Below are 17104 nucleotides of genomic sequence, written 5' to 3' on the forward strand. Positions count from 1 at the left end.
ACGATGGATCGACGGCATCGAGCACGCCACCAAGGCGTGCCGGTGCCGAGAATCGGCACCCCACTTCCCCCTAGAACGCGCCGACAAGCCGCGCAGCCGGAGAGCCCCAGAAGATGGATCAGCAGGAATTGATTCGAGAAGTCATTTCGGATCTGAAATCCACGCCCGACACCCCGAAAGAGGGCCGCTACCTGTCGATCGCCGAGGCCGAGAACATCCTCGACACCACCATCGAGCATGTGCGCAGGACCGGGTCGGCCACCGAATTTCTCTACCTGACGGCGCATCGCCGCCGGCTGTCGCTGTCGCTCACGATGATTCCGTATGCCGAATCGCCGGATGCGTCGTGCCTCGATATCGGCTGCTATGGCTACATGGCCTTCTGGGCCTGGCATTACCTGGGCTATGCGCGCGTCGAGGGCATCGAGATGCGGCCCGACATCGACCAGCCCATCCTGACGCGCAGCATCGAGATGGAAGGGCGCCGCCTGGAGTTGAAGAGCTACAACTTCAACATCACCCAGGCACAGTGGCCGCTCGATGCCACCTTCGACACGGTGCTCTTCTTCGAGACGCTGGAACACGTGGACCAGGACCCGTCCGGCGTGCTGCTCAACGTCACGCGTTGCATGCATCGCGACTCCATCCTCGTGACCTCGGTGCCGAATTCGGCCTCGTACAAGACGCTGCGGGAATTCATCGCGGGGGCACCGCCCTGGGTCTACTGGTTCTTCCATCCGGACCTCGGGCACGAACCCCGGCATTCGTTCGAATACACGCCCATCTTCTTCAAGATGGCGCTGCGCAGCGCGGGGCTCACCGACGTCGCGTTCCGCACCATCTGCGCCTTCGCGGAGCCCGAGCACGTGACCGACATCTTCGAAGTCGGTGCCATGCTGTCGATCGATGCCTCGCTGTTCGGCGACACCATCCTGGTCCAGGCCCGCAAGACCTCGGACGAGCCGTTGTTCCGCTACCCCGATTGCCTCTACAGCAGCGACCGCTACTACCGCACCACCAACCCGGCGATCGAGGAGCGTCTGACGCAGGCGCGCTCCACCTATGCGCGCAAGCGCGATGCCGCCGTGCAGGAGGCGCGCGACCAGGGCCAGGCACAGCTGCAGATCGAGCGCGAGCGGCTGGCGCAATGCGAAGCGGAGAAGCTGGAGGCCCAACGCCAGGCCGCGCACGTCACGACGCTCTACCAGGCCGTCACGGGCAGCGCCTACTGGCGGGTGAGCGGCCCGATCCGGCGTTTCGGCACCCGGCATCCCGGCCTCGCGGGTGGCGTTCGCGCCATCCTGTCGCCGCTGGTCCGCGTGCTCCGCGGCTCGAAGGGTTCGTAGCCAGCGCGCGTGCGTTCTGGCGCAGCGTACCCGCTGGCGCCGGCTCAGCCGTCGAGCGAGGCCAGGGCGCCGGACAGCGACGCAATGACGCGGGCGCCATCGAGCTGCGCCAGGTCCACCGCTTCTTCGTTGCCGGCCAGCAGGAAACGCACGGGAACGCCCGCGGCGCGTGCCGCCTGCATGTCGGTGATGCGGTCGCCGACCATCACGGACGCCGAGAGATCGATGCCCAGTTCGCGCGCCGCGCGCAGCAGCATGCCGGGGGCCGGCTTGCGCGAATCGCAGTCGCGTCGATAGGGGCCGATGCCATGCACCGGGTGGTGCGGGCAGAAGTAGACGCCGTCGATGCGCGCGCCCTGGGCGAGGAACTGCGCCGACATCCAGGCCGACAGCGCGTGGAAGTCCGCCTCGGTGTAGTAGCCGCGCCCGATGCCGGCCTGGTTCGTCACGACGACGACCAGGAAGCCCGCGGCATTGGCGGTGCGCACGAGTTCGAAGATGCCGTCGACGAATTCGACGTCCTCCTGGCGATGGAGGTAGTTCTTCTCGACGTTGACGACACCGTCGCGGTCGAGAAAAAGCGCGCGGCGCCCCGTCATCGCATCGCCAGCTCGACCTGTGCCCGCCGATAGTCCTCGGGAACGCCGATGTCGATGAACTGTCCTTCGCACGGAAAGACCCGGATGTCCGTCGCGGGAACCGCCCGCGCGAGGAAGTCCTGCTCGAGCGAGAACGCGGCATGCAGCGCACGGTCGTCGAACTGCGAGGTGGGGAAGACATAGCAGCCGGCATTGATCAGGCCGGCGCCCGGGCTGCCCTTCTCGGCGAAGCCCACGACGCGATCGTCCGACACCACGAGCCGGCCGTAGCGGCTCACGTCGGCGACCGGGCGTCCCACGATGACGGGCTTGCGATGCCGCTGCCAGCAGGCCTCCAGCGCCGCGCAATCGAGGTCGAGGAAGGTGTCGCCGTTGAAGACGAAGACGTGGTCGTCGGCGACCTCGGTCATCGCCAGGCGGATCGCGCCGCCCGTGCCCAGTGGCTGTTCCTCGACGACGAAGCGAAGCGCCATGCCGCGGTAGCTCGCTCCGAAGTGGCTCATGATGGTCGGGGCCATGTAGCCCAGCGACAGCACGATGCGCGAGAAGCCCTGGCGCGCCAGCCCGTCCAGCAGGATCTCCAGGAACGGGCGACCGGCCACGGGGGCCATGGCCTTGGGCAGATCGGGAACCTCCGAGCGCAGGCGGGTGCCGAACCCGCCCGCCAGGACGATGGCTTCCATCAGTTCGGCGGCGTGAAGATGGCGCGTTCGACCAGGCCGCACAGGATGTGGCCGATCACCAGATGGCCTTCCTGGATCTTCGGCGTGTCGGCCGAGGGCGTCGCCAGCACGAAGTCGCAGAGCTCGAGCATCGGGCCGCCGCGGTTGCCGGTGAGGCCGACGCACAGCATGCCGCGCGCGCGTGCTTCCGTGAAGGCGGCCAGCACGTTGGGCGAGCGTCCCGAGGTCGAGTAGCCGATGAAGATGTCGCCTGCCTGGCCCAGCGCCTGGATCTGGCGCGAGAACAGCTTCTCGTAGCCGTAGTCGTTGCCGATGGCCGTCAGGATGGAGGTGTCGGTGGTCAGCGCGATCGCCGGCAGGCCGGGTCGGTCGAAGGCGAAGCGGCTGACGAATTCGCCGGCGATGTGCTGCGCGTCGGCGGCGCTGCCGCCGTTGCCGGCAAGCAGGATCTTGCGGCCGTTGCGCAGCGCGGCGATGCAGGCCTCGGCGGTGGCGGCCAGCGTTTCCTGCAGCGTCGCGTCGGCCGCCATCGCGGTCATGACTCGCTGGGCCTCGGCGATCTGGGCCGAGATGTAGGAGGAGGGGGTCAGATTCTCCATGCTTGCGCTCCGTTCTTGGTGAAGTGGCAGTTGCTGATTTGACCGTTGAACCGGTCCAGTGCGCGAATCACGTCCATGCGCTGTTCGTTGGGGACGAAGAAGAGCATGAACCCGCCTCCACCGGCGCCCGACACCTTGCCGGCCAGTGCGCCAGCCGCCGTCGCCGCCTCGTAGATCTCGTCGATGTGCGCGTTCGAAACGGTCTTTGCCGAGCGCTTCTTGTTCTCCCATCCCAGGCGCATGGATTCCACCAGGCCGGTGAAATCGCCGCGCAGCAGGCAGTCCTTCATCGCCAGCGCCTCGCGCTTGATGCCGTGCATCGCCTCCAGCGCATCGGTCGCGCCGCTCTTGAGGTTGCCGCTCTGGTCCGCGATGATCTTCGCGGACTCGCGCGAGACGCCGGTGAAGAACAGGACCAGCGAGGCCTCGAGCTCGCAGATGATCGAGCTGCGGATGCGCAGCGGATTCACCAGCGCGCGCTCGTCGGCGTAGAACTCCATGAAGTTGAAGCCGCCGAAGGTGGCGGAATACTGGTCCTGGCGGCCGCCCTGCAGGCCGCAGTCCACGCGCTCGATCTTGTAGGCCAGGTGGGCGACCATGTAGTCGTCCAGCGGCAGATTGAGCAGTTCCACGAAGGCCTCGATCATCGCCACCACCAGGGTGGAGGACGAGCCGAGGCCGGACCCGACCGGCGCGTCGCAGAAGGTGCTGAGCTGGATCGCGATCGGCTGGCCGCCGTTGTAGTTCGCCACGAAGTGGTTGTAGACCGCCTTGTGCAGGTCGAGGCCGCCGTTCAGTGTGATGTGCGGCACCAGGCCCCAGCTTTCCTTGTCCTGCTTGTCCGACGCGACGAAGCGGACCGCGGATTCCTCCAGCGGCTGGATGACCGCGTAGGCATAGCGGTCGATGGTGGCGTTGAGAACGCAGCCGCCGTGCACGTCGCAGTAGGGCGAGACATCGGTCCCGCCCCCGGCGAGGCCGAGCCGAAGCGGGGCTCTTGCTCGAATAGTTTTCACCTGGTTTCCTCGTGGTTTTCTGGGCTGGGCGGCTTCGGGGCGCAGCGCTTCAGATGGTATCGCCCCGGGGGGCACCATCCTGGAACGCCGCTGCGTGCCCCGCCGCCGACATCGGTACGCGCTGTACCAGTGCCTGCAGCGCCGTCACGCTGGTGTCGAAGAACTGTTGATACAGGCCGCGGCTGACGGCAGCCAGACGCTCCAGTTCCGCCGGCCGCTCGACCAGCTGGAGCAGCGTGCGCACCAGATCGTCGAGCGATGCCAGCTTGTGCAGCGGTTCCGAGGTGTCGACGCCCTTGCTGCCCCACTCGGTGGTCAGCAGCGGCATGCCGTAGGCGATCGCCTGCACCGTCTTGACGTTGATGCCGGTGCCCATGGTCACGGGCGAGATCACCACGTCCACCGATTCGTAGAACTCCTGGATGTCTTCGACGAATCCCAGCAGCCGGACCCAGGGGCGGTCGAACAGCGCGGCCTCGTGGGCGGGCAGCGTCGGAATCAGCGCCTTGACCTGTCCCGCGACGAGGACCAGGAAGGGACAGTGGCCCGTGCCGACCTGGCGGTCGATCGACTGCAGGCAGTCGCGCACGATCTCCAGGTTGATCCGGTTGGCGCTGGCCACGATACCGACCTGGCGCAGGTCCGTGAAGGCGCGCCGCACGAAGTGCGGGGCTTCGAAGTGCGGCACCACGATCGCCGAGCCGGCGCCGCTCACGCTGTCGAAGTAGTCGGCCTCTTCCTGCCGCCGCGCGACCACGACGTCGGCGCGCCGCAGGTAGGCGCCTTCTTCCTCGGGGGTGCAGGAGAAGAACTCCAGCGGCAGGCCGCGCTGCTGGAGCATCTCGTAGCGTCCGCCCATCTTGTCGTGCGTGTCGATGACCCGCAGGATGTACGAGGGGATGTAGTCGAGCATCTTCGACTGGAACACATAGGAGCAGAACACGACGTCGATGTCGTAGCGCGCGCACAGCGCGCGCACGGCCTCGCCGAGGCCGTCCTCGTACCAGCCGTCGAAGGGGATCGCCGATCCGTCGGCGCCCAGCGGATGCGCATTCGGCAGGATGTCGAAGCTGTCCCACTCGGCACGCATGGACTGCTCGGCCTCGAGGTCGTACATGTTGCTCTGGAGCAGCGCGAAATGCACCTTGTGGCCCGAGCGCTGGAACTGGCGCGCGAACTGCTGGATCGTCGCCTGGTTGCCGTGATTGCTCGGATGCGAGGGGAAGGGGCTGAAGTACAGGATGTTGCGCGACTCGGAGGCGGCACGGCGTGCTTGCACCGCGGGGGGAATCGAGCGTTCGCCGCGGGCCGCCACCTGCTGCCATTGCGCACCGGCGGGCAGATGGTCGCGCAGCAGCACGTCGTGCCATTTCTCGACCAGCACGGCCTTGTTGCGCCGCTGCAGTTCGATGTGGTCGGCATCGACCTCGTCCGCATAGCTCTGGTGTTCCAGATGCACCAGCTCCGACGCCGGCTGATAGACCACGCGCAGGCCGCGCGCGCGCGCCTGCATGGCGAGGTCGGAGTCCTCGCAATAGGCATTGCCGAAGCGTTCGTCGAAGCCGCCGGTTGCACGCCAGAAGCTGCCGCGGATCAGGATCGAGGCGCCGGTCAGGTAGTCGGTCTCGCGTTCGAAGTTGAACACCGGCTCGTCGCGCGGCACCGGCATGGGCAGGCCCTGGCGGTAGAGCCAGCGGCCGATGCTCACGCCGTCGGCATTCGCCAGCATGCCGCCGCCGGCTTCCTGGATGCGGCCGTTCGGGTACAGCAGCTTCGAGCCGACGATGGCGATCGAATCGTCGCCCTCCAGCGTGCGGTGCATCGCGTCCAGCCAGCCCGGCAGCACGACGGTGTCGTTGTTGAGCAGCAGGATGTGGCGCCCGCGCGCGAGCTTGGCCGCGTGATTGCAGTTGCGCAAAAAGCCCATGTTCTGCGGCGTTCTCGCGATGCGCAGGCCCGGCACCAACTCCTGCGCGCGCAGCGTCTCGTCGCTGGAGCTGTCGTCGGCCAGGATCACTTCGTAGCTGATGCCCACGCCCGCGTTGGTGTAGGCGATCGAGGCCAGGCAGGCCCGGGTCAGCGCCCACTTGTTGTAGACCGGAACGATGATCGAGACGTCGACCGGCACGTCCGCCGGCGGCTGCGGAACGGCGAAAGGCCGGTCCTGCGCGCAGAACGATCGGAACAGCGACAGCGGCAGTCCGCGCGCGTCGTTGAGGACCCGGAGCAGCGCGCTGCGGTTGGCCACTTCGCCGAAGCGTTCCTCGACCAGTGCCTGCCCGTTGCGCGACAGGCGCTGCCACAGCGCCTCGTCCTGGTAGAGCGCGACCACGGCCGCGGCGAACTTGTCCGGCTCGTCCTCGATGATCGAATGGACGCCGCTCTGGATGCCCATGCCTTCGGCGGCGATCCGCGTGCCCACGCAGGGGATGCCCGCGCCCAGCGTCATCGCCACCTTGCCCTTGATGCCCGCGCCGAAGAGCAGCGGCGCCACGCCGACACGGTAGCCCTGGAGCACCGGCTCCAGGTCGGGAACGAAGCCCCTGATCTTGATGCCCGGAACGGCTTCGAGGGCCTGGATGCTCTCGGGCACTTCAGCGCCGACGACGTGGAATTCGACCTCGGGCAGCGCCGCGCGAACCGCCGGCCAGATCTCCTTGGCGAACCATTGCACCGCGGAGACGTTGGGCGCGTGGCCGAAGCCGCCCAGGAAGAAGATGTCGCGCCGCGCGGCGAACCCGGCGGGCCGCGGCGCGACTGGTGCGTACAGCACCGGGAACACGGTGATCGGCTTCTCTGCGCCCAGTTCCTCGCGCAGGAAGGGCACTTCCGCAGGGCTCACCAGCACGACGTGATCGGCAGCGCGCATCATCGCGACCTCGCGCTGCCGCGTCGCTTCGGCGCGCGCGACGGCGGCCGGATCGTCGAGCAGCCGCGCCTCGCGCATCTCGCGCAGGAAGTACAGGTCGGGCGCATGGAAGATCACGCGCGCATGCGGCGCGGTCTTGCGGATCGAGGGCAGCGCGTTCTCGGCCACGTCGAAGCGCATGACGTAGAAGACGCCGAAGCTCGCGCCATGCCGTTCGATGTAGTGGCCGGTGTACTGGAAGCCCGCCTGGCGCGTGATCACCGTGACGCCGAAGCTCTCGAGTTCCTTCTCGTAGCGCGGCGACGGCGTCATGTCGTTCGGCGCGAACACCACTTCGTAGCCGAGCGCCACCAGGTCCCGCAGGATGCCCACGGTGGCGAGTTCCCCGGCCGAGGTATCGCCGCGGGGGATGCGGTAGTCGAGCACGAGGATGCGCCGCTCGAAGCCGTCGGGTCCGCCGCCGGGGCCCGTGCGCGCCAGGCTGGCACGCAGGCCGCTCAGGCCTTCGGAGCGAAGCATGCGCAGCGCGCTGCCCACCACGCGGCCCACGCTGCCGGCGAGATAGACGCGGTGGGCGAGCGTGTAGCTCAGCATGACGATGCGCCGCCACCAGCGAGGCTTGGCCATGAGGCGCTGGCGGATCTCCTGGTGGGCATCGAAGACCGTGGCCGCGAAGGCCGGGGTCCTGCGATAGGCCCGGAACACGGCCCCGAAGCCGCCGCAATACACCGACGCGGGCAGCAGCAGCAGCAATCCCAGCATCGCGCGAAACAGCAGGCCCGTGCGGCCGATGGCCCGCAGCGGGATCTTGAGCAAGTCGGCCAGCGCGCGCAGGGGGCGCGTGAGCCGCCATGAACTCGAGCGCCGCATCTCCTCGAAAGCGGCCTGCACCGCGCCGACCTGGTGGCGTGCCATGTCGACTTCCCTTTGCAACTCCTCGACGCGGATGCCCAACCGGGTGGCGCGCTCCCTGGCGGCATCCGACTGCTTCGACTGGGCATCGGCCTGCTTCCTGAGCCGCGCGATGGTTTCCTCGCGCTCCGCGAGGTGCGCGTCGGACTGGGTGGCATGCGCCCGGGCCGCTTCGATCTGGCTCAGCAGCGTCTCGACCTGGGCCTGGAGTTTCTCGAGGCCCGCGCCGTGCTCGGCGATGCGCGCCTGCGCGGCGTCCTCGCGTTGCCAGGCCGCATCGACCAGCGCCCTGGACTCCTGCGCGATGGCCGCGAAATGGGACCTCGACGCTTCGAACAGCGCGATCTTCTCCTGCAGGACCGCGTCTGCCGGCTGGCCCTCGGCCGCGCGCAGCTCATGCCGCAGGATCTTCAGGATCGCTTCCGGACTCGGCACGTAGGGCGCGCGTGCCAGCGCCTCCCACAGCGAAGGCCGCCGAAACTTCGGCGCGATCTGGGCCGCGTAGTGCTGAATACCTTCTTCGACATTCGCCACGAAGGTAGCGGGAATGCCTACCCCTTGCGCGAAGTCCTGCCATTTGGCCGGCAGATCGACGAAATCGGGATTCCATGGCGCGAACGGCCGCCCATAGGCGGCCGCGACGATCGCGCCGTGCAGCGAGGCCGACAGCACGAAGCGTGCGGAACACAGCGCATCGATGAAGGATTCGACCGCTTCGTCCGTCGCCTCGATGCCGGGGCGCAGCACCAGATCCGCCTTGGAGATGGCCAGCAGTTCCGCATCGCTGCGGCGATCGTTGAAATGGGGGATGCACAGGGTCTTGTCGCGGTAATGCGGCTGCGCGCGCGGGCTGTGGAGCGCCGGCAGCAGGAAGGCCGGATCGCCCTGGGGCGTCGTCGCGTCGAGCTGCAGTTCGCTCGCGGACAGCGGTCCGCGCACCGACAGGATCTCCACCTTGGCGCGATTGCGCGCGCTCACGCCACCAGTCTCGCGAATGCCGCCGCCCCATGCCAGGAAGCGGCTGCCGAGGCGCCCGCCGCCCACTTCGTGGGCCGTCTTCTCCGCCTCTTCAATGATTTGGTCGCCCAGGAAGCTGCCGATCAGACGGATCTGGGTCGCATCGCGTGCCGGGGAAAGAAAGAGATGACCCGCCAGATACTCGTTCAGGTAGTCGCCGAAATTCTGGCTCTCCTCGCCCTTCCGCCAGTAGGCAAGCTCACCCATTTTTCTTAGCATCGTGTTAACGCGTCCCCTAAATCAAGGCGCGTATTGTCCATGTAAAGTAAATGTAAACCGCCAACTACTGCCTGGCGGTTGCGTAAGTTTGGTGAGATTCCTCTCAGCCAGCGTCCGCGAAGAGGTGCGGCGAGCGGTGTCGCCGCAGTGGGTGGAGCCCTATTGCTCGACGATTCGCCCGTGCTCCAGATGGATCACGCGATTGCATTCCTTGGCAATCAGATCGGGCGAATGGGACGCCAGCACCAGGATGCCCGAGTTGGTCACCACCTCACGCATGCGCTTCTCGGCCTTCTCGGTGAATTCCGCATCGCCGACCGACAGCCATTCGTCCATCAGCAGGATGTCGGACTGGATGCTGGTCGAGATCGAGAACGCCAGCCGCATCAGCATGCCGGTGGAGTAGGTGCGCACCGGCATGTTCACGTACTCGCCGAGGCCGCTGAACTCGCAGATGTCCTGCGTCAGCTTGTCCACCTGCTTGCGGCTCATGCCCATCACGAGGCCGCGCAGCATGATGTTCTCGATGCCCGTGGCATCGACCTCGATGCCGAGCACCGGATCGATCAGACTGGAGACAGTGCCCTGGCGCGTGAACGAGCCCGAGGTCGGTTCGTAGACGCCCGCGAGGGTGCGCAGCAGGGTCGACTTGCCCGCGCCGTTGTGGCCGACCAGGCCCAGCCGGTCGCCGCTGCGCAGCTCGAAGCTGACGTCGCGCAGCGCTTGAACGACGGTCACGCCCGTCTCCTTGCCGAGGCGGCCACCGGTGACCGAGGCGGCCAGCGTGCTGCGCAGCGAGCTGGCGCCCGCGCCGTAGATCGGGAAGCTGACGGATACGTTCTGGAGAGAAATCAGTGCCATGGGCGGTCAGAGCCAATAGACGACGCGGCGTCGGTACTTCACGAACAACAGGCTGGCGCCGACGATGGTGGCGACCGTCCAGCAGAGGATGCCGAGCCAGTCGTGCAGGCTGGCCACGCCGCCCATCAGCGGGGTGCGCAGCAGGTCGAGCATCTGTGCCAGCGGATTCCACAGCACGTAGCGGGCGCGGCCCGGCAGGTTCTCGGGCAGCCAGAACACCGGCGTCAGGAACATCAGCATCTGCATGAAGCTGGTGACGATCTGCGTGATGTCGCGAAAGCGCGTGCAGATCAGGCCCAGCACCAGGCCGATGGCGTGGGCGTTCACGAGCAGCAGCAGGAAGGCGGGGAAGAACAGCAGCACGTGCCACGACAGCGAGATGCCGGCCCACAACGCCACCGGCACGTACAGCACGATCTGGTGGGCGAACTGGATGATGTTGCGCCCGAGGCTGCGCCACACGAACAGCGTGATCGGGAAGTAGCCCTGCTTCAGGTAGTGCGAGGAATTGACGAAGGTGTGGCAGGCGTCGGTGACGATGCTGGAGAACAGGCCCCAGAAGATCACGCCGAGCGCGAGGTGGGGGAAGAAGCGCGACAGCTCGGTGCCGAACAGCGCGCTGTACAGCGGGCCCATGCCCGCGATCATCACGCCCATGCTCAGCGTGAGCCAGAGCGGCCCGAGCAGCGAGCGGCGATAACGCAGGACGATGTCGAACCAGGCGAGGGTCCACCAGATGTCGACCCGGCGGGAGCCTTCCCACCAGTCGGCCCAGGCGCTCTTGTGCAGATTGGAATGGACCAGGCTCATAGGTGAGCGTGGATGTGCGCGAAGCGGGCAACGCCGCCCTCGCCGATTTCGCAGCGCATCGTTGAAAGCACCCGCATTGTTTTTTGACCTGTCTTTATTGGAGCGATAATTTTACCGGCCCCTCTCGGGCCAAGCCGTGAGAGGCGTTCCCACGACGCACCGCGCCCAGCGCGAACGGCATTGACATCGCAGGGCCCAGGCCTCAATGCGAGCATTCGGGATGACGGATCTTATTTTATGAGGCCAACGCTGCCTGCCGCACCGCAAGGGAATCGGCTCCCTCCACGTCCTGGCGAACCGAACAAGGCGCAGCTGCAGGCGCGCGTGTACGCGCTCGAGCACCAGGTGCAGGCCATGGAGCGCTCCACCAGCTGGCGCCTGACGGCGCCGGTGCGCTGGGCCAGTCGCCTGGTGCAGCGGCTGCGGGGCACCGTGCCGGTCCCGATCGATATCCAGGGCGGCGACTACGGCGAGTGGATCGCCCGCACCGCCGCGCTGAACGCACCGGCATCGAAGGCGCTGGCCGAGGAGGCTTCCCGCTGGCAGGCGCCGCCGCTGATCTCGGTGCTGATGCCGACCTACAACCCGCGGCCGGCCTGGCTGCGCGAGGCGATCGCCTCGGTGCGGGCCCAGAGCTACGGCCGCTGGGAGCTGTGCATCGCCGACGACGCCTCGACCGATCCCGAGGTCGTCGCGCTGCTGGAGGCCTGCGCGCGCGAGGAGGCCCGCATCCGCTGGGTGCGCCGGCCGGTCAACGGCCACATCTCCGAGGCCTCGAACAGCGCGCTGGCCCTGGCCCAGGGCGACTGGGTGGTGCTGATGGACCACGACGACCTGCTGGCCCCCGATGCGCTGCTGCGCGTCGCCCACGAGATCCGCAGCCGGCCCGATGTCCGGATGATCTACTCGGACGAGGACAAGATCGATGCCTCGGGGCGCCGCTACAACCCCTACTTCAAGCCCGACTGGAACCTCGAGCTGTTCCGCTCGCAGAACATCTTTTCCCACCTGGGCGCCTACCAGCGCGCGCTCGTGGACGAGGTCGGCGGCTTCCGCAAGGGCTTCGAGGGCGCGCAGGACTACGACCTGGCGCTGCGCTGCATCGAGCGCGTCGAGCCGCGGCAGATCCGGCATCTTCCGCACGTGCTGTACCACTGGCGTGCCCATGCCGAGAGCACCGCGCAGTCCGCCGGCGCCAAGCCCTATGCCGAGGTGGCCGGAGAGCAGGCCCTGAACGAGCACTTCGCGCGCATCGGCCTCGCCGCGCGCAGCGAAAGCACGCCCCATGGCTATCGCATGCACCTGGCGGCGCCCGAACGCTGGCCCCGGGTGTCGCTGATCATCCCGACGCGCGACGCGCTGGGCCTGGTGCGGCAATGCATCGAGAGCATCGTCATGCGCTCGAGCTACCCCGACTACGAGATCGTGCTGGTCGACAACGGATCGACCGACCCCGAGGCCCTGCGCTACTTCGAACAGCTGCGGCATCTGCCGGGCTTCCAGGTGATCCGCGACGACGGCCCGTTCAACTACTCGGCCCTCAACAACGCGGCGGTCGCGCAGGCCAGCGGCGACGTGATCGCGCTGGTCAACAACGACATCGAGGTCATCACCGCCGACTGGCTCGAGCAGATGGTCGCCATCGCGCTGCAGCCCGGCGTGGGGGCGGTCGGTGCCAAGCTGCTCTACCCGGACAACACGGTGCAGCATGCCGGCGTGCTGCTGGGCCTTGGCGGCATCGCCGGACATGCCCACAAGCACCTCGCGCGCGCCGACGGCGGCTACTTCAATCGCGCGCAACTGGTCCAGTCCTTCGTGGCCGTGACCGCGGCCTGCCTGGTCGTGCGAAAGGCGGTCTACCAGGAAGTGGGCGGGCTCGAGGAAACGAAGCTCAAGGTGTCGTACAACGACGTCGACTTCTGCCTGCGGCTGCGCGAGGCCGGCTATCGCAACGTGTGGACCCCCTATGCCGAGCTCTATCACCATGAATCGGCGACCCGCCCGCGCGACCAGGACCCGGCCCAGCGCGAGCGCGTCGAGCGCGAGGAGGGCTACATGAGGACGCGCTGGGGCGCACTGCTCGAGCAGGACCCGGCCCACAACCCCAACCTGAGCCTGGCGGCGGAAGACTTCCGCCTGGCCTGGCCACCGAGGCCGCTGCCGGAGCTTCGGCCATGAGCACCCCCAACCGCCTCTGGCGCGCCCTGGCCTTCATCCCCAACGCCCTCTACAAGGGCGGCGGCCTCGGCGGCACCGCGCGCCGCGCCGTGAAGATCCTGCGCCAGTCGGGCCTGCGAGGCGTGGTGCGCTCGGTCAGCGTGCTGCTGCGCAACGACGGCCCGCCGCTGATGGCCGATGCCTCGCGGCCCGACCGCTTCCAGTACCGCGAATGGGTCAAGCGCCATGACGCGCCGCTCGCGCCGGCCCAGCGCCAGGCGCTCGAGGCGCAGGCCGCCGGCTGGCCGCGCCAGCCCGGCTTCGTGCTGGTGATGGCGCTCGATGGCGCCGATGCGCAGCAGGCGGAGCGCGCCGTGGCTTCGGTGCGCGACCAGGTCTTCGCGCACTGGCGGCTGGTGCTCGCGGCCGGACCGGGCACGGCGCAGGCGGTCAAGGCGCTGGCCGGCCGGCTGGCCGCGGCCGAGCCGCGCATCGAGTTCGCCGAGGCGACGCTCGCGCAGGCCTTCAACGCCGCCGACCCCGGTGCCGACGGCTGGCTCGCCGCCTGCGACGCGCGCGATGCGCTGGCCGCCGATGCGCTGTGGCGCGTGGCCGAGGCCGCCGTGGCCCGGCCCGAGGCCGCGCTGATCTACACCGACGAGGACCGCATCGCGGCCGACGGGCAGCGCTCGGCGCCGTACTTCAAGCCCGACTGGAACCTCGACCTGCTGCGCTCGCAGGACTTCGTCTCGCGGCTCGCCTTCTTCGCGGCGCCGCTGCTGCGCGAGGTGGGGCGGCTCGACGAGCGCTTCGGCGACGCGGCGCGCTACGACCTGGTGCTGCGCGCGGCCGAGCGCCTCGATGCGGCGCGCATCGTCCACGTGCCGAAGGCGCTGTACCACCGTCATGTGGCTTCCGAAGACGCGGTGCATGCGATGGACCCGGCCGAGTACGCACCCGAGGGCGGCGAGCGCGCGCTGCAGGCGCATCTGGCGCGCGGCGGCATCGAGGCCACGGCCGAGCGCGCGGGCGCGGGCTTCCGCGTGCGCCATGCGCTGCCGGCCGAGCCGCCGCTGGTGTCGCTGTTCATCCCCACGCGCAACGGCCTGAAGCTGGTGCGCCAGTGCATCGAGAGCATCCTCGAGAAGACCCTGTACCCGCGCTACGAGATCATCCTGATCGACAACGGCTCGGACGACCCCGAGGCACTGCGCTACTTCGAGGAGATCTCGGCGCGCGCGGGCGTGCGCGTGCTGCGCGACGACAGCCCCTTCAACTACTCGGCACTCAACAACCAGGCCGCGGCGGTCGCCAGGGGCGAGGTCTTCGGCCTCATCAACAACGACATCGAGGTGATCTCGCCCGACTGGCTCGGCGAGATGGTCTCGATCGCGCTGCAGCCCGGCGTGGGCGCCGTGGGCGCGCGGCTCTGGTACCCCGAGAACACGCTGCAGCATGCGGGCGTGGTGCTGGGCTACCGCGGCGGCGTGGCCGACCATGCGCACCGCCGGCTCGGCCAGGGCGATGCCGGCTACTTCGGACGCGCGGCGCTGCTGCAGGGCTTCTCGGCCGTGACGGCCGCCTGCCTGATCGTGCGGCGCGCGCTCTACGAACAGGTGGGCGGACTCGACGAGAAGAACCTCAAGGTCGCCTACAACGACGTCGACTTCTGCCTGCGGCTGCGCGAGGCCGGCTACCGCAACGTCTGGACGCCCCATGCCGAGCTCTACCACCACGAATCGGCCACGCGGCCTTCTGACCTGTCGGAAGCGCAGATTCAGCGCTTCCTCGGCGAGGAGGGCTACATGAAGCAGCGCTGGGGCGAGTTGCTCTTCAACGACCCGGCCTACAACCCGAACCTGAGCCTCGCGATCGAGGACTTCAGCTACGCCTGGCCGCCGCGCGCGGCGAGGGTGGCGGCGCCATGAGCGCGGCCCCGGCCGCCGCCGAGCCGCTGAGCGTCTCGGTCGCCCTGTGCACCTACAACGGCGAGCGCTTCGTGCGCGAGCAGGTCCGCAGCATCTGCTTGCAGACCCGGCCGCCGATGGAGATCGTGCTGTCCGACGACGCCTCGCGCGATGCCTGCGTCGAGGTGGCACGCGCCACCGTCGAGGAATGCCTGCGCGAGCGGCCCGGCCTCGTGATCGCGCTGCGCGTCATCGTCAATCCCGTCGGCCTGCGCGTGGTCAAGAACTTCGAGCAGGCGGTGCGCGCCTGCGGCGGCACGCTGATCGCGCTGTCGGACCAGGACGATGCCTGGGTGCCCGAGCGGCTCGAGCGGCTGGTGGCCGAGTTCGAGCGCCGGCCCGAGCTGCGGCTGCTGCACTCGGACGCGCGCCTCGTCGACGCCGAGGGCGCGCCGCTGGGCGGCACGCTGTTCCATGCGATCGAGGTCACGCCCAGCGAGCTCGAGCGCATGCATGCGGGCCAGGCCTTCGACGTGCTCCTGCGCCGCAACATCGTCACCGGCGCGACCACGGTGTTCCATCGCGAGCTGCTCGACGCGGTGCTGCCGTTCCCGGTCGAATGGGTGCACGACGAGTGGATCGCCACGGTGGCCTCGGCCTTCGCGCGCATCGACACTGTCGAGGCGCAGCTGATCGACTACCGCCAGCATGGCGGCAACCAGATCGGCGCGCGGCGCGACACCTTCAGGGAGAAGGTGCGCAAGGCCCTGGCCTCGCGCGGCACCACCCACGTCGAGCGCGCGCGCAAGGCCGAACTGCTGCTCGAACGCCTCGAGCAGGTCGCGCGCGCGGGCCGGCCGGTGGCCCCCGACACCCTCGACAAGCTGCGCGGCAAGATCGTGCACCAGCGCTTCCGCACGCAGCTGCCGGCCTCGCGCTGGGCGCGCGTGCTGCCGATCCTGCGCGAGGCCCGAACGGGTCGCTACGACCGGTTCGGCCGCGGTTTTCGCGGCGTGGTGCGCGATCTGTTCGAATCCGTCTGATCCATTCCAGAGCCATCCGTGAGCCACATCCCCCAGACCTCCGTCCCCGTGCCGCCGACCGTGGTGGTCGTGATCCCGTTCTACAACGGCGCGGCCTTCATCGAGCGCTCGGTGGCGAGCGTGTTCGCGCAGTCGATGCCGGCCAGCGAGGTCATCGTGGTCAACGACGGCTCGCGTCCCGAGGAGCGCGCCAGCCTGGACGCGCTGGCCGCGCGCTTCCCGTTCCGCATCCTCGACAAGGAGAACGGCGGCCAGGGCTCGGCTCGCAACGCCGGCGTGGCGGCCTCGACGGCCGAGTACATCTGCTTCCTCGACCAGGACGACTTCTACCTGTCGAACCACATCGAGATCCTGGTCAAGGGCATCCCGGCGGACGACCCGCGTCTGGGCTTCGTCTACGCCGACCTGGCCGAGGCCGACGGCGAGGGCAACATCATCCGCGCGGCGATGGTCAAGGACCACACGCTGCACCATCCGAAGACCAACATCTTCGAGATGCTGCGCCACGACATCTTCGTGCTGCCCTCGGCCGCGATCGTGACGCGCAAGGCCTTCGACGCGGTGGGCGGCTTCGACACCCAGTTCATGGGCTTCGAGGACGACGACCTGTTCCTGCGCATCTTCCGCAAGGGCTTCACGAACCACTTCATCGACAAGGTGGTCACGGTCTGGTGCATCCATACCGGCAGCACCTCGTTCGACATGCGCATGATCCGCAGCCGCTTCAAGTACTTCAAGAAGCTGGTCGGCATGTTCCCCGACGAACCGAAGCGCAACCGCTACGTGCTGCGCGACTGCCTGATGCCGCGCTTCGGCCGCTTCTTCATGGACCACGTGATCGAGGCGGTGAAGGCCAACGACCCGAACCGCGCCGAGATGAGCGCGGTGCTCGCCGAGTACGCGGCGATCGTCTATGCGAGCCCGGCGGTCAGCGGCCGCAAGAAGCTCGAGCTGCGCGCCACCGTCTTCATGGCCGAGCACAGCCCGCCGGGGCTGATCCGCGCCATCGGCAAGCTGACGCGGCTGCCCGGGGTGCGCTCGCTGCGGCGATTGCTGGGCTGAGGGT

Annotated in this window: 12 protein-coding genes; 5 read left to right on the forward strand and 7 right to left on the reverse strand. The window is 68.4% G+C overall.

Going from position 1 to position 17104, the window contains the following annotated elements; genetic code table 11:
- Positions 1-113 precede the first annotated feature (113 nt).
- On the forward strand, positions 114-1346 hold the full coding sequence (locus AC07PU_RS29260) for a class I SAM-dependent methyltransferase (RefSeq protein WP_431511380.1): 1233 nt from the start codon (positions 114-116) through the stop codon (positions 1344-1346).
- A 44-nt stretch (positions 1347-1390) separates the two neighbouring features.
- Here AC07PU_RS29260 and gmhB read toward each other — a convergent pair whose 3' ends face one another.
- From gmhB to AC07PU_RS29295, 7 genes are all read right to left on the reverse strand, one after another.
- Positions 1391-1945: a D-glycero-beta-D-manno-heptose 1,7-bisphosphate 7-phosphatase gene (gmhB, locus tag AC07PU_RS29265; RefSeq protein ID WP_495321871.1), complete on the reverse strand. Its 555-nt coding sequence runs from the start codon at positions 1943-1945 to the stop codon at positions 1391-1393.
- On the reverse strand, positions 1942-2628 hold the full coding sequence (locus AC07PU_RS29270; RefSeq protein ID WP_495321873.1) for a nucleotidyltransferase family protein: 687 nt from the start codon (positions 2626-2628) through the stop codon (positions 1942-1944). Before AC07PU_RS29270 ends, gmhB begins: the two co-directional genes overlap by 4 nt.
- On the reverse strand, positions 2628-3227 hold the full coding sequence (locus tag AC07PU_RS29275) for a D-sedoheptulose 7-phosphate isomerase (RefSeq protein WP_495321874.1): 600 nt from the start codon (positions 3225-3227) through the stop codon (positions 2628-2630). Before AC07PU_RS29275 ends, AC07PU_RS29270 begins: the two co-directional genes overlap by 1 nt.
- The gene (locus AC07PU_RS29280) at positions 3215-4321 is read right to left on the reverse strand and encodes a GHMP family kinase ATP-binding protein (protein WP_495321875.1); all 1107 of its coding nucleotides are present in this window, start codon (positions 4319-4321) and stop codon (positions 3215-3217) included. Before AC07PU_RS29280 ends, AC07PU_RS29275 begins: the two co-directional genes overlap by 13 nt.
- A complete protein-coding gene (locus AC07PU_RS29285; protein ID WP_495321876.1) occupies positions 4293-9248 on the reverse strand; it encodes a glycosyltransferase in 4956 nt (1651 codons plus the stop codon). The genes AC07PU_RS29280 and AC07PU_RS29285 overlap by 29 nt, the downstream gene beginning before the upstream one ends.
- Before the next feature lie 171 nt (positions 9249-9419).
- Positions 9420-10121, reverse strand: a complete 702-nt coding sequence (locus AC07PU_RS29290) for an ABC transporter ATP-binding protein (RefSeq protein WP_208509343.1) — start codon at positions 10119-10121, stop codon at positions 9420-9422.
- A 6-nt stretch (positions 10122-10127) separates the two neighbouring features.
- Positions 10128-10931, reverse strand: coding sequence for an ABC transporter permease (locus AC07PU_RS29295; protein WP_208509342.1), 804 nt, complete (start codon positions 10929-10931; stop codon positions 10128-10130).
- 324 nt (positions 10932-11255) lie between these two features.
- Here AC07PU_RS29295 and AC07PU_RS29300 point away from each other — a divergent pair, with 324 nt between their 5' ends.
- Genes AC07PU_RS29300 through AC07PU_RS29315 form a run of 4 tightly spaced genes read left to right on the forward strand, consistent with a single transcriptional unit; the run spans position 11256 to position 17100 of the window.
- Complete coding sequence (locus AC07PU_RS29300) at positions 11256-13109, forward strand: glycosyltransferase family 2 protein (protein ID WP_495321877.1); 1854 nt, start codon at positions 11256-11258, stop codon at positions 13107-13109.
- Positions 13106-15016, forward strand: coding sequence for a glycosyltransferase family 2 protein (locus AC07PU_RS29305; RefSeq protein WP_495321879.1), 1911 nt, complete (start codon positions 13106-13108; stop codon positions 15014-15016). Before AC07PU_RS29300 ends, AC07PU_RS29305 begins: the two co-directional genes overlap by 4 nt.
- The gene (locus AC07PU_RS29310; RefSeq protein WP_495321881.1) at positions 15013-16038 is read left to right on the forward strand and encodes a glycosyltransferase family 2 protein; all 1026 of its coding nucleotides are present in this window, start codon (positions 15013-15015) and stop codon (positions 16036-16038) included. Before AC07PU_RS29305 ends, AC07PU_RS29310 begins: the two co-directional genes overlap by 4 nt.
- 18 nt (positions 16039-16056) lie before the next feature.
- Entirely contained in the window at positions 16057-17100 is a 1044-nt protein-coding gene (locus AC07PU_RS29315; protein WP_398496107.1) for a glycosyltransferase family 2 protein, read from the forward strand.
- Positions 17101-17104: the final 4 nt, after the last annotated feature.

The organism is Variovorax sp. GW821-FHT10D07 (assembly GCF_059415325.1).

Excerpts from the sequence above, each read along its gene's own strand:
- AC07PU_RS29290 (WP_208509343.1), bottom strand. The coding sequence starts at position 10,121 with ATGGCACTGATTTCTCTCCAGAACGTATCCGTCAGCTTCCCGATCTAC.
- AC07PU_RS29270 (WP_495321873.1), bottom strand. The coding sequence starts at position 2,628 with ATGGAAGCCATCGTCCTGGCGGGCGGGTTCGGCACCCGCCTGCGCTCG.
- AC07PU_RS29310 (WP_495321881.1), top strand. The coding sequence starts at position 15,013 with ATGAGCGCGGCCCCGGCCGCCGCCGAGCCGCTGAGCGTCTCGGTCGCC.
- AC07PU_RS29275 (WP_495321874.1), bottom strand. The coding sequence starts at position 3,227 with ATGGAGAATCTGACCCCCTCCTCCTACATCTCGGCCCAGATCGCCGAG.
- AC07PU_RS29260 (WP_431511380.1), top strand. The coding sequence starts at position 114 with ATGGATCAGCAGGAATTGATTCGAGAAGTCATTTCGGATCTGAAATCC.
- gmhB (WP_495321871.1), bottom strand. The coding sequence starts at position 1,945 with ATGACGGGGCGCCGCGCGCTTTTTCTCGACCGCGACGGTGTCGTCAAC.
- AC07PU_RS29295 (WP_208509342.1), bottom strand. The coding sequence starts at position 10,931 with ATGAGCCTGGTCCATTCCAATCTGCACAAGAGCGCCTGGGCCGACTGG.
- AC07PU_RS29285 (WP_495321876.1), bottom strand. The coding sequence starts at position 9,248 with ATGGGTGAGCTTGCCTACTGGCGGAAGGGCGAGGAGAGCCAGAATTTC.
- AC07PU_RS29280 (WP_495321875.1), bottom strand. The coding sequence starts at position 4,321 with ATGGTGCCCCCCGGGGCGATACCATCTGAAGCGCTGCGCCCCGAAGCC.
- AC07PU_RS29305 (WP_495321879.1), top strand. The coding sequence starts at position 13,106 with ATGAGCACCCCCAACCGCCTCTGGCGCGCCCTGGCCTTCATCCCCAAC.